Genomic DNA, 25,337 nt, shown 5'->3' on the forward strand with positions numbered 1-25,337 from the left:
GTCGCTCGTGCCGAGGATCCGCGCGGCGAGGATGCCGGCGTTCTTGGCGTTGCCGATCGCGACCGTGGCGACGGGGATCCCGCCGGGCATCTGCACGATGGACAGCAGCGAGTCCATGCCGTCGAGGTACTTCAGCGGCACCGGGACCCCGATCACCGGCAGGGGGCTCACGGAGGCGAGCATGCCGGGCAGGTGGGCCGCTCCCCCGGCGCCGGCGATGATCACCGACAGCCCGCGGAGGTGGGCCTGCTGGCCCCACTCGATCATCTCGGTCGGCATCCGGTGGGCGGAGACCACGTCGGCCTCCCACGCGACGCCGAGCTCGGTGAGGACCTCGCCGGCGGCCTGCATGACCGACCAGTCGGAGTCGGAGCCCATCACGACGCCCACCTGGGCCCGGGTCTGCTCGCTCATGTCGCTCACTCTCTGCTTCCTCATTCGCTCTCGTTGCCGAGGTCGCCGCGGAACCACGCGGCGGCGTGCCGGGCGCGCTCGAGGCAGTTCTCGAGGTCGTCGCCGTAGGCGTTGACGTGCCCGACCTTGCGACCGGGTCGGAGGTCCTTGCCGTAGAGGTGCACCCGCAGCCGCGGGTCGCGCGCCATGGCGTGCGGCAGGCCGTCGTAGAGCCGGCCGCTGTCGGTGGGTCCGCCCAGGATGTTGACCATCACGGTCCAGGGCGAGCGCGGGGCCGGCGAGCCCAGCGGGAGGTCCATGACGGCACGCAGATGATTCTCGAACTGGGACGTCACGGCGCCGTCCTGGGTCCAGTGGCCGGTGTTGTGGGGGCGCATCGCCAGCTCGTTGACCAGGATCCGGCCGTCGGTCGTCTCGAAGAGCTCGACGGCGAGGATGCCCGTGACGTCGAGCGCACCGGCGACGCGCAGGGCGATCTCCTGCGCCTGACCGGCCAGGGCGGGCGCCAGGTCCGGCGCGGGGGCGATCACCTCGTGGCAGATGCCGTCGAGCTGGGTCGAGGCGACGACGGGGTAGGCGGCGGCCTGGCCGCTGGGCGCGCGGGCGACCAGGGCGGAGAGCTCGCGCCGGAAGTCGACCAGTTCCTCGGCCAGCACCTCCACGCCGGCGGCCGCGGCGGCGTCGAAGGCGACCTGGGCCTCGTCGAGGGCACGCACGACCCAGACGCCCCTGCCGTCGTAGCCACCGCGGGTGGTCTTGAGGACGCACGGCAGGCCGAACGCCTCGACGTCGGCGCGCGACGTGACGACCGCGTTGCGGGGGCACGGCACGTCGAGCTCGGCGAGGCGGCGGCGCATGACCGCCTTGTCCTGGGCGTGCACCAGCGCTCCGGGCCCGGGGCGTACGGCGATCCCGTCGGCCTCGAGCGCGTGCAGGTGCGCGGTCGGCACGTGCTCGTGGTCGAAGGTCACCACGCTGGCGCCGGCCGTCACGCGCCGCAGCGTCGGCAGGTCGGTGTAGTCACCGACGAGGTGGTCGGGGATCACCTGCGCGGCCGAGACGCCCTCGGCCTCGGCGAGCAGGCGCAGCGGCAGCCCCATCGCGATCGCCGGCGGGGCCATCATCCGGGCCAGCTGGCCACCCCCGACGACAGCCAGCGTAGGGGCACGGTGCGAACCGGTCGAGGACACGTCCGGAGCCTATAGAAGGCCTCGACGTGGGGCGGATCCGGCTAGCTCGCGACCGTGCGGTCCACGGTCTCGAAGCGCAGGCCACGACCCCGGTGGGTGGTGATGAGCGTGGGGTGGCGCGGGTCGTCGTCGAGCTTGCGCCGCAGCCAGCCGAGGTGGACGTCGATGGTCTTGGAGTTGGTGTAGAACGTCGTCTGCCACACGTCGGCCATGAGCTCGACGCGCGTCACGATCTCCCCGGGGCGCGCCATCAGCGCCTGCAGGAGCTGGAACTCCTTGCGGGACAGCCTGATCTCGCGATCACCTCGCCACACCTGCCGGGTCGTCGGGTCGAGTCGGACGTCTTGCACAGCGAACACGCGCCGAAGGTAGGGGACGCAACGGCGCCCGGGGGGTCCTTATGGATGAATTGTGTACAAGTGGTCTGGTCCACCTGGCACCCCGCGAGGGCCACCCGGCCGCGGGGTCAGCGACGTCGTACGGCGACCGGCTCGACCAGCCCGAATCCGCGGACGGGCCGCGCGGGGAGCCGCCGGCTCTCCCAGTCGGCGGCCGGCAGGAGGTCCGCGGTGTTCTGGTCGACGATGAGCCGGTTGCGTCGCGCGACCTGCGTCAGGCGGGCCGCCATGTTGACCGGCGGGCCGAAGATGTCGCCCAGCCGCTGGACCACCGGACCGCTGGCCAGGCCCAGGCGTACGTCGGGCATCTTGGAGTCGCGGCCGATCACGTTGATGATCCCCTCCGCCACGGCGACGCCGTCCTCGGCGCCGTTGGTGACGAAGAGCACCGAGTCGCCCAGGCTCTTGATGATCCGGCCGCCGTAGCGCGCGACCACGTCCTGGCAGCGGCTCTCGAAGACCTCCACGAGGTCGCCGATCTCGTCGCGGTCGAGGGTGTTGGACAGCGCGGTGAAGGACACCAGGTCGGCGAAGCCGACGGTGACGTCGATCGTGTGGAGGTCCTCGTCCTTGGCCCCCATCGCCTCGATCCGGCCGACGGCCGCGGCGAGGTGACGACGCCAGGCATAGATGAGCAGCCGCTCGAAGGGCGGGTTCACGTCGTTGATCAGGCGCAGCGCCGAGCCGATGCGCGAGCCGGTGGCCTCGTCGCCGCGCTCCATCTCCTCCACGCGACTGACCAGGGTCGAGACCTCCCAGTCGGCGAGCCGGGCCATGGTCTGGCCGACGCCACGGGTGAGGTTGACGGCCATGTCGAAGTCGACGGAGCCGGCGTCGACGAAGCTCATCAAGGTCGCGACGGCCTCGACGTCCGCGGCCGTGTAGGCCTTCTCGCCGACGAACTCGGGGAAGCCGAGCGCCCGCCACAGCCGGCGGGTCTCCTCGATGGTGATGCCCGTCTCGGCGGCCACCTCGAGCGCGTTGAACTGCGGCGTGCTGCGCAGGATGGCCGCGTCGAGGTGCTCGCCCGGGGGTCGGTTCCGTGCCGAGTCGGGCGACCCGCCCTTGGGCCTGCGGTCAGGTGCCATCGTCCCTGCGGTCACCACTGGCGAGGCGGTGGAGCTCGTGGGAGACCTGGAGCTGGACCTGCTCGACGCGTGGGATGTCGCTGAGCTCGGCGCTGCCGTCGGTGCTGGCGTCGGACACGACGAGCGTGCCGCAGCCGAAGATCCGGTCGATCACGCCGATCTCGAAGTCGACGCCGCTGATCCGGTTGAGCGGGATCGTGCGGCCCTCCTTGGCGATGAAGCCGGAGCGCTTGATGAAGCGTCGGTTGGTGAAGGTGTAGGTCGTGGTCAGCCAGCGCAGCAGCGGTCCGACGACGAACCACACGACCACCGCGAGGAACAGTGCCCAGACGACGAGGTCGGCCGCCGAGCTGTCGACGAGCCCGGTGAGGAACAGGGCGAGCGCGAGGGCGACGAGCAGCCCGAGCCCCGGGAGGATCAGCGCCTTGATGTGCGTCCTGGTGGAGACGACGACGTGCTCGCCCTCGTTGAGGAGCTTGCTCGGAAAGGCCACGCGCCGATCATGTCACTTGGCCGCCCGGACGTGCACCACATCGCCGGCGGCCACGGTCAGCGCGCCGTCGTCGGTGCCGACGACCAGCGCCCCGCTCGCGTCGATGTCGAGCGCCTCGCCGCGTCGTACGTCGCCTCCGGGCAGGTGGACGTCGACGGTGCGGCCGAGGGTGACGCACACGTCGGCGTACGCCCGGCGCAGCGACTCGGGGTCGTCGAGCAGCCCCTGGAGGCCGTGGAGGGAGCCGAGGACCTGGCCCAGCAGCCCCGTGCGCTCGACCGGCTCACCGGTCTCCAGCGAGACCGAGGTGGCCAGCGCGATCGGCAGCTCGTCGAGGGTCTGGTCGACGTTGATGCCCACCCCGACCACTGCCATCGGGCCGCGGTCGGTGTCGATGCGCTCGACCAGGATGCCGGCGACCTTGCGACCCGCGCCGAGCGCGCCGCCGTCGACCAGCACGTCGTTGGGCCACTTCAGGGCGATGTCGGGCAGCCGGTCGGCGAGCGCCGCCTGGACGGCGTACCCGGTCAACAGGGGCAGCCACGACCACGACTCCGGTGGCACGTCGGGGCGCAGCAGCACCGAGAAGGTCAGCGAGGACCGCGCCGGCGTCTCCCACACGCGGTCGAGCCGGCCCCGACCGGCGGTCTGGTGCTCGGTGACCAGCACCAGGCCCGGGTCCTCGCCGGCGCGGCCCCGCTCGGCGAGCGCGGCGTTGGTGGAGGGGGTGGCCTCCTCCACCTCGACCCGCCAGCCGATCGGGGTGACCAGCCGCGCGGGGTCGAGGGGTGGGCGCGATGCCGGTGAGTCGCTCATGGCACTAGATTGCCGGACGGAACCAGACGGATCTACCGACCAGGAGACCATCGCGTGAGTGCACAGCCGGGTGAGGGCACCGACGTCCCCCACGACATCGACATCCACACGACCGCGGGCAAGCTCGCCGACCTGGAGCGACGACTCGACGAGGCGGTGCACGCCGGCTCCGCGAAGGCGATCGAGAAGCAGCACGCGAAGGGCCGCAGGACCGCTCGCGAGCGCATCGAGATGCTCTTCGACGAGGGCACGTTCGTTGAGCTCGACGAGCTTGCCCGCCACCGCTCCACCGCGTTCGGGCTGGAGAAGACCCGGCCGTACGGCGACGGCGTGGTGACCGGCTACGGCGAGGTCAACGGCCGCATGGTCTGCGTCTTCAGCCAGGACTTCACCGTCTTCGGGGGGTCGCTGGGCGAGGTCTACGGCGAGAAGATCACCAAGGTCATGGACCTGGCGATGCGGACCGGCTGCCCGATCATCGGCATCAACGAGGGCGCCGGCGCCCGCATCCAGGAGGGCGTGGTCAGCCTCGGGCTCTACGGCGAGATCTTCCGGCGCAACGTGCACGCCTCGGGCGTCATCCCGCAGATCAGCCTGATCATGGGCAACTGCGCCGGCGGCCACGTCTATTCCCCCGCGGTCACCGACTTCACGATCATGGTCGACCAGACCTCGGCGATGTTCATCACCGGACCCGACGTGATCAAGACCGTCACCGGCGAGGACGTCACGATGGAGGAGCTCGGTGGCGCGCGGACGCACAACACGAGGTCCGGCAACGCCCACTACATGGCCTCCGACGAGGAGGACGCCCTCGACTACGTCAAGGCGATGCTCTCCTACCTCCCGCAGAACAACCTCGACCCGGCACCGGAGCTCGACGAGGACCCCGACATGGAGGTCACCGACGGCGACCGGGCGCTGGACACGCTGATCCCCGACGGCGCCAACCAGCCCTACGACATGCACGACGTGATCACCGCGGTGCTCGACGACGAGGAGTTCCTCGAGGTCCAGGAGCTGTTCGCCCCCAACATCCTCGTCGGCTTCGGCCGCGTCGAGGGCCGCTCGGTCGGCATCGTGGCCAACCAGCCCATGCAGTTCGCCGGCTGCCTCGACATCGACGCCTCCGAGAAGGCCGCCCGGTTCGTGCGGTTCTGCGACGCCTTCAACATCCCCGTGCTGACCTTCGTCGACGTGCCGGGCTTCCTGCCGGGCACCGACCAGGAGTGGCAGGGCATCATCCGGCGCGGCGCCAAGCTGATCTACGCCTACGCCGAGGCGACCGTCCCGCTGATCACCGTCATCACCCGCAAGGCCTACGGCGGCGCGTACGACGTGATGGGCTCCAAGCACCTCGGCGCCGACATCAACGTCGCGTGGCCCACCTCCCAGATCGCGGTGATGGGCGCCCAGGGAGCGGCCAACATCGTGCACCGCAAGACGCTCAAGAAGGTGGCCGACGACGGCGGCGACGTCGAGGCCCGGCGCGCCGAGCTGATCGACGAGTACGAGACCACGCTGGCCAACCCCTACATCGCCGCCGAGCGCGGCTACGTCGACGCCGTCATCGCACCGCACGAGACCCGCATCGAGATCGTCCGGTCGCTGCGGCTGCTGCGCTCCAAGCGGGAGACCCTCCCGCCCAAGAAGCACGGGAACATCCCGCTGTGATGACCACCGACAAGCCGTCAGCCGACAGCGGCGACCAGCCACTGCTCCGCGTCATCAACGCCGACGCCACCCCCGAGGAGATCGCGGCCCTGGTCGCGGTCTTCTCCGCCCTGGGCCACGCCGGCGAGGACGCGCCGAAGCGCCCTCGCCCGTCCTGGGGCGACCCCGCCCGAGGCGTACGCGAGACGCACCGCAGCGGCGTCGGCGGGTGGCGCGCCAGCGGCCTGCCCCGCTAGCGCCGGTCCCCCGGGCGACAGTGGAGCCCCAAGGACGGACCTAGCGTCCTGCGGCTCCATCGTCGGCGGTCCCGGGGCTAGGGTCGGCCCCGTGACCGAACGCACCATCGACGCCCTCTGCAACGCCTACGTCGACGACTACAGCGCCCTCGACCCGCTCACCGCCACCTCGATCGGGGTGGCCGGCCACGAGCACGAGATGACCGACTACTCCCCCGCCGGCTTCGACGCCCGGGCGGCGCTCAACCGCGAGGTGGTGGCGGCCGTCGAGGCGGCGACGCCCGTCGACGACCGCGAGGCCGCGGCGAAGGACGCGTTCCTCGAGCGCACCCGGCTCGAGCTCGAGCTCGAGGAGGCCGGCGTCAACCGGTCACGGATGTCGGTGCTGTGGAGCCCCCTGCACGAGATCCGCGGCGTCTTCGACCTGATGCCGACCGAGGGCGAGGACGCCGTCGCGGCGATCGCGGCCCGGCTCGCCGCCGTGCCCTCCGCCCTCGAGGGCCTGCGCGTCACGCTCTCCGACGAGGCCCGCAAGGGCCACGTCGTCGCCGCGCGGCAGTACGCCGAGGTGTCCGAGCAGGTGCGCCGCTGGACGGGGCAGACCGGCGAGGCCGGCGACTTCTACCTGGGCCTGGTCGAGCGGCTCCAGGGTGGCGACCGCAGCCACCTGCGCGCCCTGGCCGGGGCGGCGAGCGCGGCCACGGCGTCGTTCGGCCTGTTCCTCAGCGACGAGCTCGAGCCCCAGGGCACGGAGAAGCAGGGCGTGGGCCGCGAGGTCTACGGCCTCGCCAGCCGCTACTTCCTCGGCGCCGAGGTCGATCTCGACGAGACCTACGCCTGGGGCTGGACCGAGCTGCAGCGGCTCTCCGACCTGATGGCCGCGACCGCCGACCGGATCGTCCCGGGCTCGGACGTCGACGGTGCGGTCGCCCACCTCGACGCCGACCCCGCGCGGGTCGTGCACGGGCGCGAGGCCTTCCGTGACTGGATGCAGGAGCTCGCCGACCGGACGATCGAGGCGGTGGCCGACGTCCACTTCGACATCCCTGCGCCGATCCGTCGCATCGAGTGCATGCTCGCGCCGACCAACGACGGCGGCATCTACTACACCGGTCCGTCCGAGGACTTCGAGCGCCCCGGCCGGATGTGGTGGTCGGTGCCCGACGGCATCGACGACTTCCACCCCTGGCGGGAGGTCACCACCGTCTTCCACGAGGGCGTGCCCGGCCACCACCTCCAGGTCGCACAGACCGCCTACCGCAGCGACACCCTCAACCGCTGGCAGCGGCTGATGTGCTGGTGCAGCGGTCACGGCGAGGGCTGGGCGCTCTACGCCGAGCGGCTGATGGAGGAGCTCGGCTTCCTCGACGACCCGGCCGACCTGCTCGGCATGCTCGACGGCCAGTCGCTGCGCGCGACCCGCGTCATCGTCGACATCGGCATGCACCTCGAGCTGGAGATCCCGGCCGACAACCGGCTCGGGCCCGGCGGCACCGCGTTCCACCCCGGCGAGACCTGGACCCCCGAGCTGGGCCTGGAGTTCATGCGGCTGCACTGCCGGATGGACGACGAGTTCATCCAGTTCGAGGTCAAGCGCTATCTCGGGCTGCCCGGGCAGGCGCCGTCCTACAAGGTCGGGGAGCGCATCTGGCTCGACGCCCGGGCCGGCGTCCAGGCGCGGCAGGGCGACGACTTCGACCTCAAGGCCTTCCACCGCGCGGCGCTCGACCTCGGCGCGCTCGGCCTCGACCCGCTCCGCGCGGCGCTGGAGCGCCTGTGACGACTCGCCTGGTGCTGGCCTCCGCCTCACCTGCCCGTCGTACGACGCTGCGCGCGGCGGGCCTCGACCCGCTGGTCGTCGTGAGCGGGGTCGACGAGTCCCAGCTGGTCGACCTGCCCCCGGCGGAGCTCGCGCAGGGCCTGGCGGAGCTCAAGTGCGCCGCGGTGGCGGGGCGCGACGACGTGCCGGCCGACGCGCTGGTCCTGGGGTGTGACTCGGTGCTCGAGCTCGACGGCGAGGCCCTCGGCAAGCCCCTCGACCCGGAGGAGGCGAGGCGCCGCTGGCAGGCGATGCGGGGGCGGTCCGGCGTGCTGCACACCGGTCACTGCCTGCGCGACGTCGCGAGCGGCCGCGTGGCCTCGGCGACCGGCTCCACGACCGTGCACTTCGCCGACGTCAGCGACGCGGAGATCGATGCCTACGTCGCGACCGGGGAGCCGCTCCAGGTCGCGGGAGCGTTCACCATCGACGGACTCGGAGGCGCCTTCGTCACCGGGATCGAGGGCGACCACCACAACGTCGTGGGCGTCAGCCTCCCGCTGCTGCGCGACCTGGTCGTGCGACTCGGGCACGGGTGGCCGGACCTGTGGTCCTGACCCGATAGCATCCCCATCGTGGGGAGCGGGGTGCTTGGGAGGGTGCAGGCAGAGCCTGTCGCCGACCCCGAGGGGCGGTACGGCGTCCGCGAGGAGCGGCTGCTGACCGGCGCGACCGTCATCACGGCCGTCCGCACCATCGCCTCCGTCGTGCTGGCCGCGGTCGCCGCCCACCAGGAGAGCCTCACGCTGCTGGTCGTCGCCCTGGTCGTCTACTGGGTCGGCGACATGCTCGACGGCTTCTACGCCCGGGTGCGCGACTGCGAGACCCGGATCGGCGCGGTGCTCGACATCATGTGCGACCGGCTCAACGCCGCCGCGTTCTACATCGGCCTCGCGTGGCTGCAGCCCGACCTCTCGCCGGCGATCTTCGTCTACCTCGCTGAGTTCATGGTGGTCGACTGCTTCCTCTCGATCGCGTTCCTCGCCTGGCCGGTGCGCAGCCCCAACTACTTCTTCGTCGTCGACCGGCCGATCTGGCTGTGGAACTGGTCCAAGCCGGCCAAGGCCGTCAACAGCGCCCTCTTCGCCGTCCTCCTGCTGGTCACCGGCTGGATGTGGGTCGGCCTCGTCATCGCCTCGGCGCTGCTCGTGCTCAAGTGCGTCTCGCTCCACCGGCTGGTGCGGATCGGGCTGCCGGTGCCGGAAGGCCGCGGCTGATGCTCTTCTGGAGCGTGATGGGAGCCTCCATCGGGTCCGCGCTGATCCCGCTCATCAACATCGAGGCCATCCTCGCCGTGTCGATCAGCCAGTCGCCCTCGGCGACCTGGGGCCTCGTCATCGCCGCGACGGTCGGCCAGATGCTCGGCAAGATCCTCTGGTACTGGGGCGGCATGCACGTCGACCGCGCTCCGTGGGTCAACCGCCACCTCGAGAAGCCCAAGGCCAAGGCCTCGCTCGAGCGCTGGCACGAGCGCGCCGAGGGACGTCCCTGGTTCACGGCCGGGCTGCTCTTCGTCTCCGCGAGCATCGGCTTCCCGCCGTACGCCATCACCGCCGTGCTGGCCGGCATCCTGCGGGTGCCCTTCTGGATCTTCCTCGTCACCGGGCTGCTGGGCCGCGGCCTGCGCTTCTGGGCCGTGGTCGGCGGGACCACGTCCCTGCTCCACTTCCTCGGCTAGCTCCCCCGGAGGGGACGGACTACTCCGCCGCCGACCACGCCTGGCGCAGGGTGACCCGGCCTCCGGTCTGCAGCAGGGCCCGCCGGTAGAGGCGCTCCCCCACCCACACGGTGAGGACCGCGAAGGCGGCGAGCAGGCCGAGCGCGAGCAGCGGCTCCCACCACTCGACGCCGCCGGCGAGGATCCGCTTGGGCATCACGACCGCCGAGACCGGCGGGACGTAGGAGGCGATCACCTGGCTGCGCCCGTCGAGCGACAGGCCGCCGAAGAACATCACCAGCATGAGCATCGTCAGCGGCGTCGACGTCGCCTGCAGGTCCTCGGTGCGGGAGGCCAGCGAGCCGGCGACCGCCCAGAGGCAGGCGAGCGCGATGAAGCCGGCCAGGAAGAAGCCGATGAACCACGCCGTCGGGCCGGACAGGGCCGGGACGTAGGACTTGTAGGGCGTGAAGGACAGGCCCACGAGCCCGACCGCGAGGTAGATCAGCAGCTGGATCACCGCCAGGGCCGTGTTGCCCAGCACCTTGCCCGCGAGCAGGTGCCGCAGCGGGATGGCGGCGGCGATGATCTCGACGATGCGGCTCTGCTTCTCCTCGATGACCGACGAGGCCAGCTGCATGCCGAAGACGAGGGCGGCGAAGTAGAAGAGGAAGACGAAGACGAACCCGACGGCCTCCGCGACCGCGGCCTTCTCCGCGTCACCGCGCAGGAAGGCGGTCGAGACCTCGCTGCCGGCCTCGAGGGCCTCGACCGTCGTGCCCGCGCCGGCGGCGTTGTCGGCCAGCACCTGCTGGCGTACGACGTCGCGCACGACGTCGGTCAGCGAGTCCTGCTCGCTCGACTCCGACGTGAGCTCCCAGCCGTCGGGCACCGGGTGCAGCCATCCGTCGACCTCGTCCTCCTTCAGCGCCGTCTCGGCCGCGGCCTCGTCGTCGAGCTCGACGAGGGTGACCTCCACGTCGTCGTCGACCTCCGGCGCTGCGTCGGTGACGGCACGCGCCATGGCGACGGCGTCGGGCGTGGCGCCGAGGGTGACCTGGTCGGTCTTCCCGTCCTGCCAGGCGGTGAACCCGATGAAGCCGACGATCATCGTCACCATGAGCACGGTGCCGATCAGGAAGGACTTGTCGGTGATCCGCGAGACGACCTCGCGGCGGGTGACCAGCAGCCAGGCCGGCTCGGTGGTGCCCGTGGTGGGGTCGGTGCTCATGACGTGGCCTCCCGGTAGATCTCGCTGAGCGCCGGGCGCACCCGGACGAACTCGTGGACTGCGCCGCGGCGGGTCGCGTCGGCGATGAGCTGCTGCTCGGCGCCGTCCTGCCGGACCTCGACGAGGGCGGTCGTGCCGTCCAGGTCGAGGACCTCCAGCCCGTCGTGGTCGCGGACCCAGCCGGCATCGCCGCCGAGGACGAGTCGGAAGCGCGGCACCCCCGCGTCGCGCAGCTCCGACACCGTCCCGGCGGCGACCCGGCGGCCCTGGGCCAGCACGACCAGGCGGTCGCACAGGCGCTCCACCAGGTCGAGCTGGTGGCTGGAGAAGAGGACCGGGATCCCGTCGCGGGTGTAGTCGCGCAGCAGGTCGGCCATCGAGTCGACGGCCAGCGGGTCGAGGCCCGAGAAGGGCTCGTCGAGGATCAGTGCGGCCGGTCGCGGGAGCACCGAGGCGATGATCTGCACCCGCTGCTGGTTGCCCAGCGAGAGCTTCTCGAGGTGGTCCTTGGCACGCTCGCCCAGGCCGAACCGCTCGAGCAGCTCCTGCACCTCGGCGCGGGCCTCGGCGCGTCCCATGCCCTTGAGCTGGGCGACGTAGACGAGCTGGTCGATGATCGGCTGCTTGGGGTAGAGCCCCCGCTCCTCGGGCATGTAGCCGAAGGAGCGGCGGTCGAGCCGATCGATCGGCCGGTCCTGCCAGAGCACCTCTCCCCCGTCGATGCCGAGCACGCCCATCACCATCCGCATGGTCGTGGTCTTGCCGGCGCCGTTGGCGCCGACGAAGCCGGTCATCTGTCCGTCCGGCACCTCGAACGACACCTGGTCCACGGCGGTGTTCGCCCCGAACCGCCTGGTCAGCCCCCTGATCTCCAACATGACCCCGACGCTAGGCCTCGCGACCCGTCGGCGGATCCCCCGTGCGACGGAACCCGGCGCCTGCCTCAGTCCTCCGTCGGGAGGATGAGGCCGGCCTCGTAGGCGTAGACCACGGCCTGCACCCGGTCGCGCAGGTGGAGCTTGGCGAGGACGTTGGACACGTGGGTCTTGACGGTGGCCTCGCCCAGCACGAGCTCCCCGGCGATCTCGCTGTTGGACAGCCCGCGGCCCAGCAGCACCAGCACCTCGCGCTCGCGGACGGTCAGCCGGGTCAGCTCGGCGGGCTCGGGTCGGTCCGGCGGGCGCTCCGTGGCCATCTTGCCGATCACCCGCCGGGTCACCTCCGGCGCCAGCAGCGCGTGCCCGCGACCGGCGGCGCGTACGGCGTCGAGCAGCTGCTCCGGACCGGCGTTCTTCAGCAGGAAGCCGCTGGCGCCGGCCTGCAGGGCGTCGAAGAGGTAGTCGTCGCGGTCGAAGGTCGTCACGATGACCACGTGGCCCAGGTCGTCGGCCACGAGCTGCCGGGTGGCCTCGATGCCGTCCATTTGGGGCATCTGGACGTCCATCAGCACCACGTCGGGACGGGTCTCGCGGGCGCGCTCGATGGCCTGGAGGCCGTCGGCCGCCTGGCCGACCACCTCGATGTCGTCCTCGACGGACAGCACCATCGCGAATCCGGAGCGCACCATCGCGTGGTCGTCGACGATCAGCACCTTGAGCCGGTCGCTCACGCGGTGGCTCCCAGCGGGTAGCGGACCCGGACGCGGTAGCCACCGGTCACCCGTGGCCCGATGTCGACCTGGCCGCCGTGGGTGGCCGCGCGCTCGCGGATGCCGAGCTGCCCGAGCCCGCTGCCGGAGGTGCCGTGGCGCGGGCGGCCGTTGTCGACGACCTCGACCTCGGCGTACGACCCCGCCTCGTCGACCCGGACGACGACCGAGACGGTGTCGGCGGTCGAGTGGCGACGGACGTTGGTGAGCGCCTCCTGGACCGTGCGGTAGACCGCGAGACCGATGCCGCGCGGCAGCCGGTCGGCGGCCTCGGCCCGCGTCTCGACGACGTCCAGGCTCACCGCCAGGCCCTGGCCGGACACCTCGGCGACCAGGCGGGCGAGGTCGCCGACGCCCGCGTCCGTCGTACGCGCCCCGTCGAGGTGCTGGGGCGCTTCGCCCACGCCCTCGCGCAGCGTGCCGAGCAGGCGGCGCATCTGGGTGACCGCGTCGCGCGAGGCCTCCTCGACGTGGGCGAGGGCCGTACGCGCTGCGTCGGGGTCGCGCTCGAGCACCCGCCGCGCCGCACCGGCCTGGATGCCCATCGCGGAGACACCGTGCGCCACGACGTCGTGCAGCTCGCGGGCGATCCGCAGGCGTTCCTCGACGACCGCCTGCTCGCGGAGCCGGCCGGCCTGCGTGGCGATCGTGCTCGCCTGCGCCCGGAGCCGGTCGCGCTGCCGGGCCGCGCGCCAGGAGACCCCGCCGCCGACGATCGCGCCGCCGAAGTAGATCGCGTTGATCAGCAGGGCGAGGGCGATGGCCGACGGGATGGGCGGGAAGACCCCGGTGCGCCCGGTGAACTCCTCGTCGTCGAGCCACTCCTGCACCGTCGAGCCGAGCGCGAACTGCCACGTGATCCAGGCGAACATGAAGAGCACGATCGTGCTGACCACGATCGCCATCGCACGTCGGTCGCGCGCCCACGCGACGCCGCTGAGGAGTGCCACGAAGTAGACGATCTGCAGCGACAGCTGCCCCATCACCTCGGGCATGGTCACGCCGGCGACGAACATGTGCGCGGCGGCCAGGATCGCGACCGTCAGCGGCCACCTCCGGCGCCCGAGCAGCAGGACCGCGCCCGTCGAGACCGCCGCCCACTGGGCCCAGACCGGGCCGTCGGTGTGCTCGAGGCCCCCCGAGCTGCGCACCAGCTCCAGGGCCAGCAGGCTGATCGCCTCGACACTCGCGGCGAGCACGACGTCCTGCCTCCCGATCGCGGGACGCGGGCGCTCCCACGCGTCGTCCACCCCGAACCACTCGAGGACGCGCTGGCTCGGGCTGGGCATGGAGCGAGGGTAGAGGCCCGTCGACGCCGGCGGATCCGTCGGGAGGAGGAGACGCCCGACCCTAGGCGCGCGTCCGGCGGGTGAAGACGACCACGTTGGACTGGTAGCCGCCCCGCTCCCGGTCGTAGTCGCCGCCACAGGTGACGAGGTTGAGCTCGCGTCGTCGACGGGTGCCCGCGTAGACGAGGTCGGCGGGGAAGTCGGCGTTGGCATAGGTCTCGATGCCGGTCACCTCGAACGTCACGAGGCTGTCGTCGGAGAGCACGACCTGCACGCGGTCCGGGCTGCGCAGCGCGGACAGGTCGGCGAAGACGTCGGGGCCGTCGACCGAGTCGACGTGGCCGAGGATCACCGCGGACCCGCGACGACCGGGGACCGTCCCGAGCCGGAACCAACCGGCCGTTCCCCGGACGGACGGCACCTCGACGGTGCCGTCGTCCTGGAGCCCGAGCCCGACCAGCCGGGCCGACACCCCGATGCTCGGGATCGCCAGGTGCCGCGGCGAGGCCGGGGGTCTCGCGCGGGGGCGCCGCGTGGGTCCCGGGCCCGTCGAGCGGGCTCCCGGGGTCTCCGGGACGCCCGGCCCCTCCTGGGCGGCGCAACCGGCCAGGCCCGTCGCCGCGCAGGCCAGCAGCGCCGACCTGCGCGTGAGCGTGACGCTCACCGATCAGCCCAGGTGGACGCGACGCGGTCGGCGCCAGCGGAGGGCGCCCGCAGCCACGGTCGCAGCACCGAGCAGCACCAGCGGTCCCCAGCCGGGACCTGCCGGAGGCGCGTCGCCACCCAGCCCGGTCTCGGGGTGACCGGTCGGCACGACGGGCGTGTCCAGGGACCCGTCGGTGGACTGGCCGTTGCCGTTGTTGGTGCCGTTGCCGTTGCCGTTGCCGTTGCCGGTGCCCGAGCCGTTGCCACCACTCCCCGCACCGGCGCTCGGCGTGGACGAGGGAGAGGACGTGGGGGACGACGACGGAGCGGCCGACGGGGTGGCTGACGGGGTGGCTGACGGGGTCGGCGTGGCGGTGGGCGACGCCGCCGCGGTGCAGAGCGGGCGGGTGATCACGTTGGTGTCGAGCGTGACCGACCCGTTGCGGGCCAGCACCCGGCCCTCGACCGAGGCCCCGGTCGCCAGGGTGGCCGAGGTGAGGGACATGACGGTCCCGACGAACGTCGTGCCCGTGTCGATCGTGGCGCTGCTGCCGACCTGCCAGAAGACGTTGCAGGGCGAGGCGCCGTTGACGAGGGACACCGTGCTGTCGGGGGCGGTGGTCAGCGAGCTGCCCGCCTTGAAGATGAACACCGCGGACGGGTCACCCTGGGCGTCCAGCGTGACGGTGCCGGTCAGCTGCATGGCCGAGGTGTGCTCGACCACCCCGCTGGTGAGGGTCAGCCCGCCGAGGTCGCGCCCGGTGACGTCGGTGACGGTGGAGCGGCCCGCAGCCGAGTTGTACGCCGTGACGAGGTCGGCCTGCGCCTGGTTGGCCACGGCGTCGGCGACGTGCAGCGCACCGTCGACCTGGACGAGTGGCGGGATGCCGCTGACCGCGGTGCCCGGCCCCACTCCGATGTCGCCCGTCACGACGGACGGACCGGTGTTGGTGACGCTCTGCCCGGCCAGGACGGCGAACGACCCCGCCGTGCCGAGGCCGACGGGCGCCTCGGCGGCATGGGCGGGGAGGCCGAACCCGCCGACCCCCAGGCCGATGATCAGGAACACGGCGCAGGTGGCCCCGAGTCCTGCGGTGGTGCGGCGCGAACGAGCGAGCGGATTGCGGGTCATGCGGCCATACCTCCGAAGCTCCGCATGTGGATGGACGCCGAGTCGAATCACGCGTGAGGTGTCCTCGAACCTAGCCCCGCTGTGGATCTCCCGTGGCAGAACTGAGGATTTTGCCCCATGCGTCTCAGCTCGTGGCCCGAGGCGGACTCACTCGACCGGCAGGCCGAGCCCCCGCGCGATCAGCATCCGCTGGACCTCCGAGGTGCCCTCGCCGATCTCGAGGACCTTGGCGTCGCGGTAGAACCGGACGACGGGGTACTCCTCCATGAAGCCGTAGCCGCCGAAGATCTGCGTGGCGATCCGGGTCGCGGTGACGGCCGACTCGGTGGCGTAGAGCTTGGCGACGGCGGCGGCCTGCTTGAAGGCGCCGGTCGACACGTTCGACCCGGCGTCCATGGCGTCCTTCATCGCGGCCGCCTTGTAGGTCAGCAGGCGCGAGGCGTCGAGCATGACCTGGAGGTCGGAGACCTGGAAGGCGAGGCCCTGCTTGCGCCCGATCGGGCCACCGAAGGTCTGCCGCTCGCCGGCGTACTGCAGCGACATGTCGAGACAGGCCTGGATGCAGCCGACGGCGAGCGCGGCGATCGCGACGCGGCCGTCGTCGAGGGTGGCGAGGAACTGGGCGTAGCCGCGGCCGCGCTCACCGAGCAGGTTGGCCTCCGGGACGCGCGCGTCGGCGAAGGACAGCGGGTGGGTGTCGGAGGCGTGCCAGCCGAGCTTGTCGTACGCCTTCTCTGCGACGAAGCCGTCGGTGCCCGAGGGCACGATGATGGTCGAGATTTCCGGGCGGCCGTCGGGGCGCTCGCCGGTGCGGGCGGTGACGGTGACCAGGGAGGTGATCGCCGAGCCCGAGTTGGTGATGAACTGCTTGGCGCCGTTGACGACCCACTCGCCGTCGTCGAGGACCGCCTTGGTCTTGGTCGCACCAGCGTCGGAGCCGGCACCCGGCTCGGTCAGGCCGAAGCCCGCGACCTTGTCGCCGGACACGAGGTCCGGCAGCCAGGCCTGCTTCTGCTCCTCGGTGCCGTAGGTCAGGATCGGGTTGATGCCCAGGCCCACCGCCGCCTCGAGCGTGATGCCCATGGACTGGTCGACGCGGCCGATCTCCTCGATCGCGAGGCACAGCGAGGTGAAGCCGCCGTCCTCCCCCGCCATCCCGGCGCCACCGAACTCCTCGGGGGCGGTCAGGCCCATCAGGCCGAGCGCACCCATCTTCTGCACGACGTCGGTCGGGAAGTGGTGGTCGCGGTCCCACTGCGCGGCGTGCGGCGCGATCTCCGCCTGGGCGAAGTCGCGGACGCTGCGGCGGAACTGCTCGTGCTCGGGGGACAGCTCGAAGGTCATGGCCGCACCCTAGCCGGACGAGGTTAGCGATCGCTAACCCCAACTCAGTGCCGTTGTGGGACGCTCCCGAGGTGGGCGCACACCTGGATTCCTCACCCCTCATGGCCCGGGTCTAGAGTTAGGCGAGGCTAAGCAAAGTTCAGACCGAGTGAGGACACCCCCGTGACGACTTCCCCGCGCCGTGCCGCCGTGCGCGTCAGCGTGACCCTGGCCGCCACCCTGCTGACCGCCTCGACCCTGTCGGGGTGCGGCGTCTTCGGCTCGCCCGACCTGGTCATCTACAACGCCCAGCACGAGCAGCTGCTCGACGAGCTCGTCCCGCTCTTCGAGGAGGAGTCCGGCCTCGACGTCGAGCTGCGCAGCGGCAAGGACCTCGAGATGGCCAACCAGATCCTCGAGGAGGGCGCCGACTCGCCCGCCGACGTGTTCCTCACCGAGAACTCCCCGGCCATGAGCATCGTCGACAATGCGGGCCTCTTCGCCGAGCTGCCCGAGGCCGCCACCGCGACCATCCCGGAGCAGTACGTCCCCGCGGACCGTGCGTGGACCGGCTTCCTGGCCCGCTCAACGGTCGCGATGTACAACACCGACTCGATGACCGCGGCCGACATGCCCGCCTCCATCCTCGACTTCGCCCAGCCCGAGTGGAAGGGCCGCGTGGCGTTCTCGCCCACCGGCGCCGACTTCCAGGCGATCGTCTCCGCCGTCCTCGAGCTCGAGGGCGAGGAGGCCACGCAGGCCTGGCTCGAGGGCCTCAAGGACAACGGCGTCATCGTGCAGAACAACCTCGTCGTCATGCAGTCGGTGGACTCCGGCGAGGTCGACGCGGGCATCGCCTACAGCTACTACTGGTACCGCGACCGCGCGGAGAACGGCACCGACTCCGACAGCTCCGACCTCTACTTCTTCGGCGACCAGGACCCGGGCGCCTTCCTGAGCATCTCCGGGGCCGGCATCCTCGCGAGCAGCGAGCACCGGGAGGCCGCCGAGGAGTTCATCACCTGGCTGACCGGCACCGAGGCGCAGGAGGCGATGGCGGAGTCCTACGCCCTCGAGTACCCGCTCAACCCCGACGCCAGCCTCAACCCCGACGTCAAGCCCTTCGACGAGCTCGAGCCGCCGCAGGTCGACGTGGCCAGCCTCAACGGCCCCCAGGTCACCGACCTGATGACCGCCGCGGGCCTGCTCTGACGGTGGCCACGACCTCGACCGGACGACGTACGCCGCTCCCCCTGCTCGCAGCGGGGGCGCTCGTCGCACTCCTCGCGCTGGTGCCGCTGGGCTACGTCGCCTTCTACGTCGTGGTCATCGGTCCGGTCGAGCTCTGGCAGCTGGTCGCCCGACCGCGGATCGTCGAGCTGCTGCGCAACACCGTGACCCTGGCCGCGGCCTGCATGGCCGCCACCGCCGTCCTCGGCGTGGCGCTTGCGGTGCTGGTCGAGCGCACCGACCTGCCCGGCCGTCGGCTGTGGCACGGCCTGATGGTCGCGCCCCTGGCCGTGCCGGCCTTCGTGAACGGCTACGCCTGGGTCTCCCTCGACAGCAGCATCCAGGGGTTCGCCGGGGCGTTCGGCGTGGTGACGCTGTCCTACTACCCCCTCGTCTACCTCCCCGTCGTGGCGATGCTGCGCCGCCTCGACCCCGCGCTCGAGGAGTCGGCCTGGTCGCTGGGCCACTCGCGCGCCCGCACCTTCCGCACGGTCGTCCTGCCCCAGCTGCGACCCGCACTGCTCGGCGGCGCGCTGCTGGTGGGACTGCACCTGCTGGCGGAGTTCGGCGCCCTGTCGCTGCTGCGCTTCCCGACGTTCACGACCGCGATCTACGACCAGTACGGCTCGACCTTCAACGGCAACGCCGCGACCGCGATGGCCGGCGTCCTGGTCCTGCTGTGCCTCGTGCTGCTGCTCGCCGAGCTCCGGCTCCGCGGCGACCGCCGCTACGCACGGGTGGGCGGCGGCGCCGCACGCGGCGCCGTACTGCTCCCGCTCGGCGCCTGGCGGTGGCCGCTCCTCGCGGTCGCCGGCGCGGTCGTCGCCCTGGCCGTCGGCGTCCCGGCCTACTCCCTCGGCCGGTGGCTGGTCGTCGGCACCTCGACCGAGTTCCCGCTGGACGAGCTCGGCGCCGCGCTCGCCGCCACGATCGTCCTCGCGCTCGCCGGGGCGGTGGTGACCACGCTCGCCGCGGTGCCGGTCGTGTGGCTGGCCGTGCGCCACCGCGGCCTGGCCTCGACGGTCATCGAGCGCAGCACCTACGTCGCCAACGCCCTGCCCGGCATCGTCGTCGGGCTCGCGCTCGTCGTGGCCTCGCTGCGCCTGGTCCCCGTCGTCTACCAGACCGCCGGCCTGCTCGTCGCGGCGTACGCCATCCTCTTCCTGCCGCGGGCCGTGGTGACCGCGCGGGCCGGGCTGGAGCAGGCGCCGGTGGTGCTCGACGACGTCGCCCACAGCCTCGGCGTCGGGCCGCTGGCGACCGCCCGGCGGGTGACCCTGCCGCTGATCGCGCCGAGCCTCGGCGCCGGCGCCGCCCTGGTCTTCCTGGCGATCTCCACCGAGCTCACCGCCACCTTGATGCTCTCCCCGATCGGCACCCGCACCCTCGCCACCGAGTTCTGGTCGGCGTCCTCGGAGCTGCGCTACGGCGCCGCGGCCCCCTACGCGCTGCTGCTGGTGCTGGTCTCCATCCCCGCGACGGTCCTGCTGATGCGCATGGACACGCCGACCCCAGAGAGGCTCCCTGCATGAGCTCCTTGAACCTCACCGGCGTCACCAAGTCGTTCCCCTCCACGGGCTCCGGGCACGCGGTCACCCGCGCCGTCGACGACGTCACCCTCCACGTGCCGCACGGCTCCTTCACGACCGTGCTCGGGCCCTCGGGGTGCGGCAAGACCACGCTCCTGCGGCTGATCGCCGGCTTCCTCGTGCCCGAGTCGGGCACCATCGCCTTCGGCGACGACGTCGTCTGCGGCGACGGCGTACGACCGGTCCCGCCGCAGACGCGCCGGGTCGGCTACGTCCCCCAGGAGGGCGCGCTCTTCCCGCACCTCGACGTCGCGGCCAACATCTCCTTCGGCCTGTCGCGCGAGGCCCGCACCCACGACCGGGCCGGCGACCGCGTGGCCGAGATGCTCGACCTCGTCGAGCTGCCCGCCGACTTCCGCACCCGACGTCCCGACGAGCTGTCCGGCGGCCAGCAGCAGCGCGTCGCACTCGCCCGCTCGCTGGCACCGCAGCCGGCCGTCGTCCTGCTCGACGAGCCCTTCTCCTCCCTCGACGCCGGCCTGCGCGGCAGCACCGCCCGGGCCGTGCGCCGCGCCCTCCAGGCCACCAACACCACCGCCGTGCTCGTGACCCACGACCAGAACGAGGCGCTCTCGCTGGCCGACCAGGTCGCGGTCATGCGGGGCGGGCGGCTCGTCCAGTCCGCAACGCCGAGCGAGGTCTACCTCTCGCCGACCGACCCGCAGGTGGCGGAGTTCGTCGGCCGCGCCGTCGTGCTGCCCGGCGTCGCGACCGACGCCCACGCCACGTGCGCGCTCGGCGAGGTCGTCCTGACCGAGCCGACCACGGGACCGGTCTCGCTGATGATCCGTCCCGAACAGGTCTACGTCGACCTCTCCCACACCGAGGGCGTCCGCGGCACCGTCGAGGAGGTCAGCTACTACGGCCACGACTGCGCCGTGCAGGTCCGCCTCGACGACGGCACCGCGGTGCTCTCGCGGATGGCCGGCGTGCTCCACCCGACGGCCGGCGACACCGTCCACCTGCGGGTGACCGGGCTCGTCCGCGCCTACCGACCCGCGGGCGCACCGTGACGATCACCCCCTCCCGGCCGGCCCTCCTCCGGGGCACGGCGCCCGCACCGGTGCTCGCGCACGCCGCGTTCGGCGACGCGGCGGCCGTGGTCGCCGACGGCGAGGTGCTCAGCCACGCCGATCTCGCCCGACGGGTCGCGGACCGCGCCCTGAGCTGGGGCCCCGGGCGTCGGCTCGTCCTCGTCGAGGGTGCCAACGACCTGGACTCGCTCGTCGCCTACCTCGCCGCGCTCCAGCACGGCCACGTCGCGCTGGTCGTCCCGGACGGCCGGGAGGCCCAGCGTGAGGCGATGGTGGCGGCCTACGACCCCGACATCGTCTGCACCGCCGGTGCCCGCGACGACGTACGCCGGTCCTCGACCGCGCACGACCTCCACCCCGACCTGGCGCTCCTGCTCAGCACCTCGGGCACGACGGGCTCCCCCAAGCTCGTGCGGCTCTCCCGCGACAACGTCGCCAGCAACGCGGCCGCCATCGCCGACTACCTCGCGCTCACCCCCGCCGACCGCGCGATCACCGCGCTGCCACTGCACTACTGCTACGGCCTGTCGGTGCTGCACTCCCACCTGGTCGCGGGCGCCAGCGTCGTGCTGACCGGGCTCAGCGTGGTCGACGAGTGCTTCTGGGACCTCTTCACCCGCGCCGGCGCGACCACCCTCGCGGGCGTCCCGCACACCTTCGACCTGCTGGCCGCCAGCGGCTTCGAGGGCCGCGACCTCCCCAGCCTGCGGCAGGTGACCCAGGCCGGCGGCCGCCTCGACCCCGACGCCGTACGCCGCTGGAGCCGGTGTGGCCGCATCCGCGGGTGGGACCTCGTCGTGATGTACGGCGCGACCGAGGCCACCGCGCGGATGGCCTACCTCCCCCCGGACCTCGCCGCCGGGCACCCCGCCGCGATCGGCGTCGCGGTGCCCGGCGGCCACCTGCGCCTCGACGCGAGCGCTGACGAGCGGCCCGGCGTCGGCGAGCTCGTCTACTCCGGCCCCAACGTGATGCTCGGCTACGCCACTACGCCCGCCGACCTCGCGCTCGGTCGCGAGACGACCGAGCTCCGCACCGGCGACCTGGCGCGCGAGGTCGACGGGCTCTTCGAGGTGGTCGGGCGGCGCAACCGCTTCGGCAAGGTCTTCGGCCTCCGGCTCGACCTCGACGCCGTGGAGGGACACCTGCGGGCGGAGGTCGACCGCCACGCCCGCGTCGTGGCCACCGACCGGGCCGTCCACGTCTTCCTGACCACCGGCCGGGGCAGGGCCGCCGCGCTGTCCCTCGCCGGCGAGCACTGCGGGGTCCCGGCGCACGCCGTACGCGTGAGCGTCCTGCCGCAGATCCCGCTGACGAGCACCGGCAAGACCGACTACGCCGCCCTCCGCGGTCTGGCCGACCTGGCCGAGCAGCCTGAGGGGACGACCGGGTCCGGCTCGGTGCGCGTCGACTTCGTCCGGGTCCTCGGGCGCCCGGACGTCGGCGCCACCGACTCGTTCGTCGACCTCGGCGGCGACTCGCTGTTCTACGTCGAGCTCGCGACCCTGCTCGCGGACCACTTCCCCGAGGGGCTCCCGGCGGGGTGGCACACCCGCCCGGTCGCCGAGCTGGAGCGGCTGGCCGCGCCCGCCACGGATCGGCCGCGGCCCCGCCGGGTGCGGGTGGACACCTCGGTCGCGCTGCGTGCGCTCGCGATCCTCTTCGTCGTCGCGAGCCACGTCGACCTCGTCTCCCTCGAGGGCGGCGCGCACCTGCTGCTGGCCATCGCCGGCTTCAACTTCGCCCGCTTCCAGCTCTCCGCGCCCGGTGGCGCCCGGACACGGATGCGGCACGGGCTGTCGGGCCTGGCGCAGCTCGTCGTCCCGTCGGTGCTGTGGGTGGGCGGCGTCGCGGTCCTCCTCGGCGCCTACGACCTCACCACCACCCTGTTCGTGCGCGAGCTCGTCAACGGGTCCGAGTGGGACGACCAGTGGCAGCTGTGGTTCCTCGAGTCCCTCGTCTGGATCACGGCCGGAGCCCTCGCGCTCACCTGCCTGCCGGTGCTGCACCGGCTCGAGCGACGTACGCCGTTCCGGTTCGCGCTCGCGGTGCTGGCCGTGGCGGCAGTGGCCCGCTTCGCCGAGGTCGGCCTGCGCGCCGGCCCCACCCAGCGCTACTCCACGCTCGTCGTCGCCTTCTTCTTCGTGCTCGGCTGGCTCGGGGCGCGCGCGGACACTCCCCGCCAGCGGGTGCTCGTCTCCGCGCTGGCCGCGGCGCTGACCGTCGGCTTCTTCGGCCAGCCGCTGCGCGAGGCGATCGTGCTGGGGGGCTTCCTGCTCCTCCTGTGGCTGCCGCACGTGACCCTGCCGACGGCACTCGCGCGGGCAGCAGGGGTCCTCGCGGGAGCGAGCCTGTTCATCTACCTCACCCACTGGCAGGTCTATCCCCCGCTCGAGGACTCCGGCCACCAGTGGCTCGCGCTGGCGGCCTCGCTGACCGTCGGGATCGCCTACGCCCACGCCGTACGTCCACTACGTCAGGCTGTCGGACGGCGCGTGCTGGGCTCGCGGTAACCTGCCCGCGGCATGCATCCCGGCCCGCTGAATCTTGACCGCACCGCTGACCCAGGAGATCTCGCGTGAGCTTGAAGAAGGTCCTCATCGCCAACCGCGGGGAGATCGCCGTCCGCGTCATCCGCGCCTGCAAGGACGCCGGCATCGGCAGCGTCGCGGTCTACGCCGACCCCGACCGCGACGCCCTCTTCGTGCGGCTCGCCGACGAGGCCCACTCCCTCGGCGGCGCCACGCCCGCGGAGTCCTACCTCGACATCGCCAAGATCATCGCGGTCGCCGAGAAGTCCGGGGCCGACTCGATCCACCCCGGCTACGGCTTCCTCGCCGAGAACGCCGACTTCGCCCAGGCCGTGATCGACGCCGGGCTGGTCTGGATCGGTCCCCCGCCCGCCGCGATCGAGGCGCTGGGCGACAAGGCCAGGGCCAAGCACATCGCCGACAAGGCCAACGCCCCGCTCGCTCCCGGCACCAAGGACCCCGTCAAGGACGCCGACGAGGTCGTCGCCTTCGCCGAGGCCAACGGTCTGCCGGTCGCGATCAAGGCCGTCTTCGGCGGCGGCGGGCGCGGCCTCAAGGTGGCGCGCACGATCGAGGAGATCCCCGACGCCTACGAGTCCGCGGTGCGCGAGGCGGTCACCGCCTTCGGTCGCGGCGAGTGCCTGGTCGAGAAGTTCCTCGACAAGCCCCGTCACGTCGAGACCCAGTGCCTGGCCGACCAGCACGGCAACGTCGTCGTGGTCTCCACCCGCGACTGCTCGCTGCAGCGTCGCAACCAGAAGCTCGTCGAGGAGGCGCCGGCGCCGTTCCTCTCCGAGGAGCAGCTGACCGAGCTCTACGAGTCGTCCAAGCGGATCCTCAAGGAGGCCGGCTACCACGGCGCCGGCACCTGCGAGTTCCTCGTCGCGCAGGACGGCACGATCTCCTTCCTCGAGGTCAACACCCGCCTGCAGGTCGAGCACTGCGTCTCCGAGGAGGTCACCGGGATCGACCTGGTCCGCGAGATGTTCCGCATCGCCGCGGGCGAGGAGCTCGGCTACGACGACCCGGAGATCCGCGGCCACTCCATCGAGTACCGCATCAACGCCGAGGACGGCGGCCGCAACTTCATGCCCGCCCCCGGCACCCTCTCCGCGTGGAGGCCGCCGAGCGGTCCCGGCGTACGCCTCGACGGCGGCTACGAGAACGGCGAGACCATCCCGGGCTCGTTCGACTCGCTCATCGCCAAGCTCATCGTGACCGGCCGCGACCGCACGCAGGCGCTCGAGCGCTCGCGCCGCGCGCTCGACGAGTTCGTCGTCGACGGCATGCCCACGGTCATCCCGTTCCACCGCGCCGTGGTGCGCGACCCGGCCTTCGTCGGAAGCTCGACCTCCACGCCGTCCGACAGTTCTGACGGGGCTGGCGAGTTCACCGTCTACACGCAGTGGATCGAGACCGAGTTCGACAACCAGATCGAGCCCTACGCCGGTGACTCGGCCGAGGCCGACGAAGCCGGCGAGCGGCAGAAGGTGACCGTCGAGGTCGGCGGGCGTCGCCTCGAGGTCGTCCTGCCCGCCGGCCTGGGCGGCCTGTCCGCCGGCGGTGGCGGCGGTGGCGCGAAGAAGGCGAAGCGGTCGGCGAAGAAGGCCGGCGCCGCGGCGTCCGGCGACGCGGTCACCTCGCCCATGCAGGGCACCATCGTGAAGGTCTCCGTCACCGACGGCCAGGAGGTCGCCGAGGGCGACGTCGTGGTCGTCATGGAGGCGATGAAGATGGAGCAGCCGCTCAAGGCCCACAAGTCGGGCACCGTCACGGGCCTCCAGGCCGAGGTCGGCGCGACCGTGACCAACGGCGCCGTGATCTGCGAGATCAAGGACTGACCTTCTTGATCGCACCGATCAACGGAAGATTAGATAGCAAGCACTCACTTTTTATGTGA

Annotated in this window: 24 protein-coding genes; 11 read left to right on the forward strand and 13 right to left on the reverse strand. The window is 72.3% G+C overall.

What is annotated here, in order from left to right:
• The 6 genes from purE to JWN97_RS08560 form a co-directional block, all read right to left on the reverse strand.
• Positions 1-414 (reverse strand): 5-(carboxyamino)imidazole ribonucleotide mutase (gene purE, locus JWN97_RS08535; RefSeq protein ID WP_297621312.1); only part of this gene is annotated, 414 nt, incomplete at its 3' end.
• 20 nt (positions 415-434) lie between these two features.
• Entirely contained in the window at positions 435-1,604 is a 1,170-nt protein-coding gene (locus JWN97_RS08540; RefSeq protein WP_297621314.1) for a 5-(carboxyamino)imidazole ribonucleotide synthase, read from the reverse strand.
• A gap of 41 nt (positions 1,605-1,645) precedes the next feature.
• Positions 1,646-1,963: a winged helix-turn-helix domain-containing protein gene (locus tag JWN97_RS08545; protein WP_297621316.1), complete on the reverse strand. Its 318-nt coding sequence runs from the start codon at positions 1,961-1,963 to the stop codon at positions 1,646-1,648.
• 107 nt (positions 1,964-2,070) lie between these two features.
• A complete protein-coding gene (locus JWN97_RS08550) occupies positions 2,071-3,090 on the reverse strand; it encodes an adenylate/guanylate cyclase domain-containing protein (protein ID WP_297621318.1) in 1,020 nt (339 codons plus the stop codon).
• Positions 3,080-3,583: a PH domain-containing protein gene (locus JWN97_RS08555; RefSeq protein ID WP_297621320.1), complete on the reverse strand. Its 504-nt coding sequence runs from the start codon at positions 3,581-3,583 to the stop codon at positions 3,080-3,082. The genes JWN97_RS08550 and JWN97_RS08555 overlap by 11 nt, the downstream gene beginning before the upstream one ends.
• Before the next feature lie 12 nt (positions 3,584-3,595).
• Positions 3,596-4,399: a biotin--[acetyl-CoA-carboxylase] ligase gene (locus tag JWN97_RS08560; protein ID WP_297621322.1), complete on the reverse strand. Its 804-nt coding sequence runs from the start codon at positions 4,397-4,399 to the stop codon at positions 3,596-3,598.
• Positions 4,400-4,453: 54 nt separating this feature from the next.
• Between JWN97_RS08560 and JWN97_RS08565 the strand changes: the two genes are divergently transcribed.
• From JWN97_RS08565 to JWN97_RS08590, 6 genes are all read left to right on the forward strand, one after another.
• Positions 4,454-6,073: an acyl-CoA carboxylase subunit beta gene (locus JWN97_RS08565; protein ID WP_297621324.1), complete on the forward strand. Its 1,620-nt coding sequence runs from the start codon at positions 4,454-4,456 to the stop codon at positions 6,071-6,073.
• Positions 6,073-6,309: an acyl-CoA carboxylase subunit epsilon gene (locus JWN97_RS08570; RefSeq protein WP_297621326.1), complete on the forward strand. Its 237-nt coding sequence runs from the start codon at positions 6,073-6,075 to the stop codon at positions 6,307-6,309. Before JWN97_RS08565 ends, JWN97_RS08570 begins: the two co-directional genes overlap by 1 nt.
• Positions 6,310-6,400: 91 nt before the next feature.
• Positions 6,401-8,089, forward strand: coding sequence for a DUF885 domain-containing protein (locus JWN97_RS08575; RefSeq protein WP_297621328.1), 1,689 nt, complete (start codon positions 6,401-6,403; stop codon positions 8,087-8,089).
• Entirely contained in the window at positions 8,086-8,685 is a 600-nt protein-coding gene (locus JWN97_RS08580) for a nucleoside triphosphate pyrophosphatase (protein WP_297621330.1), read from the forward strand. Before JWN97_RS08575 ends, JWN97_RS08580 begins: the two co-directional genes overlap by 4 nt.
• 42 nt (positions 8,686-8,727) lie before the next feature.
• Positions 8,728-9,345 (forward strand): CDP-alcohol phosphatidyltransferase family protein, encoded by a 618-nt coding sequence (locus tag JWN97_RS08585; RefSeq protein ID WP_297621332.1) that lies wholly within the window; start codon positions 8,728-8,730, stop codon positions 9,343-9,345.
• A complete protein-coding gene (locus JWN97_RS08590) occupies positions 9,345-9,806 on the forward strand; it encodes a VTT domain-containing protein (protein ID WP_297621335.1) in 462 nt (153 codons plus the stop codon). The genes JWN97_RS08585 and JWN97_RS08590 overlap by 1 nt, the downstream gene beginning before the upstream one ends.
• Positions 9,807-9,825: 19 nt before the next feature.
• Here the strand turns inward: JWN97_RS08590 and JWN97_RS08595 are convergent, their stop codons facing one another.
• The 7 genes from JWN97_RS08595 to JWN97_RS08625 form a co-directional block, all read right to left on the reverse strand.
• Positions 9,826-11,016 carry an ABC transporter permease gene (locus JWN97_RS08595; protein WP_297621337.1) on the reverse strand — a complete coding sequence of 397 codons (1,191 nt, stop codon included), beginning with the start codon at positions 11,014-11,016 and terminating at the stop codon, positions 9,826-9,828.
• Positions 11,013-11,894, reverse strand: a complete 882-nt coding sequence (locus tag JWN97_RS08600) for an ATP-binding cassette domain-containing protein (RefSeq protein ID WP_297621339.1) — start codon at positions 11,892-11,894, stop codon at positions 11,013-11,015. Before JWN97_RS08600 ends, JWN97_RS08595 begins: the two co-directional genes overlap by 4 nt.
• A 65-nt stretch (positions 11,895-11,959) precedes the next feature.
• Positions 11,960-12,625, reverse strand: coding sequence for a response regulator transcription factor (locus JWN97_RS08605; protein WP_297621341.1), 666 nt, complete (start codon positions 12,623-12,625; stop codon positions 11,960-11,962).
• Entirely contained in the window at positions 12,622-13,953 is a 1,332-nt protein-coding gene (locus JWN97_RS08610; protein WP_297621343.1) for a sensor histidine kinase, read from the reverse strand. Before JWN97_RS08610 ends, JWN97_RS08605 begins: the two co-directional genes overlap by 4 nt.
• 61 nt (positions 13,954-14,014) lie before the next feature.
• The gene (locus tag JWN97_RS08615; RefSeq protein ID WP_297621345.1) at positions 14,015-14,617 is read right to left on the reverse strand and encodes a sortase; all 603 of its coding nucleotides are present in this window, start codon (positions 14,615-14,617) and stop codon (positions 14,015-14,017) included.
• 3 nt (positions 14,618-14,620) lie between these two features.
• Positions 14,621-15,730: an ice-binding family protein gene (locus JWN97_RS08620; protein ID WP_297621347.1), complete on the reverse strand. Its 1,110-nt coding sequence runs from the start codon at positions 15,728-15,730 to the stop codon at positions 14,621-14,623.
• A gap of 147 nt (positions 15,731-15,877) precedes the next feature.
• On the reverse strand, positions 15,878-17,074 hold the full coding sequence (locus tag JWN97_RS08625) for an acyl-CoA dehydrogenase family protein (RefSeq protein ID WP_297621349.1): 1,197 nt from the start codon (positions 17,072-17,074) through the stop codon (positions 15,878-15,880).
• 162 nt (positions 17,075-17,236) lie between these two features.
• On the opposite strand from JWN97_RS08625, the gene JWN97_RS08630 reads away from it, so the two are divergent.
• The 5 genes from JWN97_RS08630 (at position 17,237) to JWN97_RS08650 (ending at position 25,278) form a co-directional block, all read left to right on the forward strand.
• Positions 17,237-18,265 (forward strand): iron ABC transporter substrate-binding protein, encoded by a 1,029-nt coding sequence (locus JWN97_RS08630; protein ID WP_297621351.1) that lies wholly within the window; start codon positions 17,237-17,239, stop codon positions 18,263-18,265.
• 2 nt (positions 18,266-18,267) lie between these two features.
• Positions 18,268-19,815 carry an iron ABC transporter permease gene (locus JWN97_RS08635; RefSeq protein ID WP_297621353.1) on the forward strand — a complete coding sequence of 516 codons (1,548 nt, stop codon included), beginning with the start codon at positions 18,268-18,270 and terminating at the stop codon, positions 19,813-19,815.
• The gene (locus JWN97_RS08640) at positions 19,812-20,885 is read left to right on the forward strand and encodes an ABC transporter ATP-binding protein (RefSeq protein ID WP_297621355.1); all 1,074 of its coding nucleotides are present in this window, start codon (positions 19,812-19,814) and stop codon (positions 20,883-20,885) included. The genes JWN97_RS08635 and JWN97_RS08640 overlap by 4 nt, the downstream gene beginning before the upstream one ends.
• On the forward strand, positions 20,882-23,419 hold the full coding sequence (locus JWN97_RS08645; protein ID WP_297621357.1) for an AMP-binding protein: 2,538 nt from the start codon (positions 20,882-20,884) through the stop codon (positions 23,417-23,419). The genes JWN97_RS08640 and JWN97_RS08645 overlap by 4 nt, the downstream gene beginning before the upstream one ends.
• Positions 23,420-23,484: 65 nt before the next feature.
• Positions 23,485-25,278 carry a biotin carboxylase N-terminal domain-containing protein gene (locus JWN97_RS08650; RefSeq protein WP_297621358.1) on the forward strand — a complete coding sequence of 598 codons (1,794 nt, stop codon included), beginning with the start codon at positions 23,485-23,487 and terminating at the stop codon, positions 25,276-25,278.
• The last annotated feature ends 59 nt before the right edge of the window (positions 25,279-25,337 follow it).

Origin of the sequence: Nocardioides sp. (assembly GCF_025965415.1) — a bacterium.
Taxonomy (GTDB): domain Bacteria; phylum Actinomycetota; class Actinomycetes; order Propionibacteriales; family Nocardioidaceae; genus Nocardioides.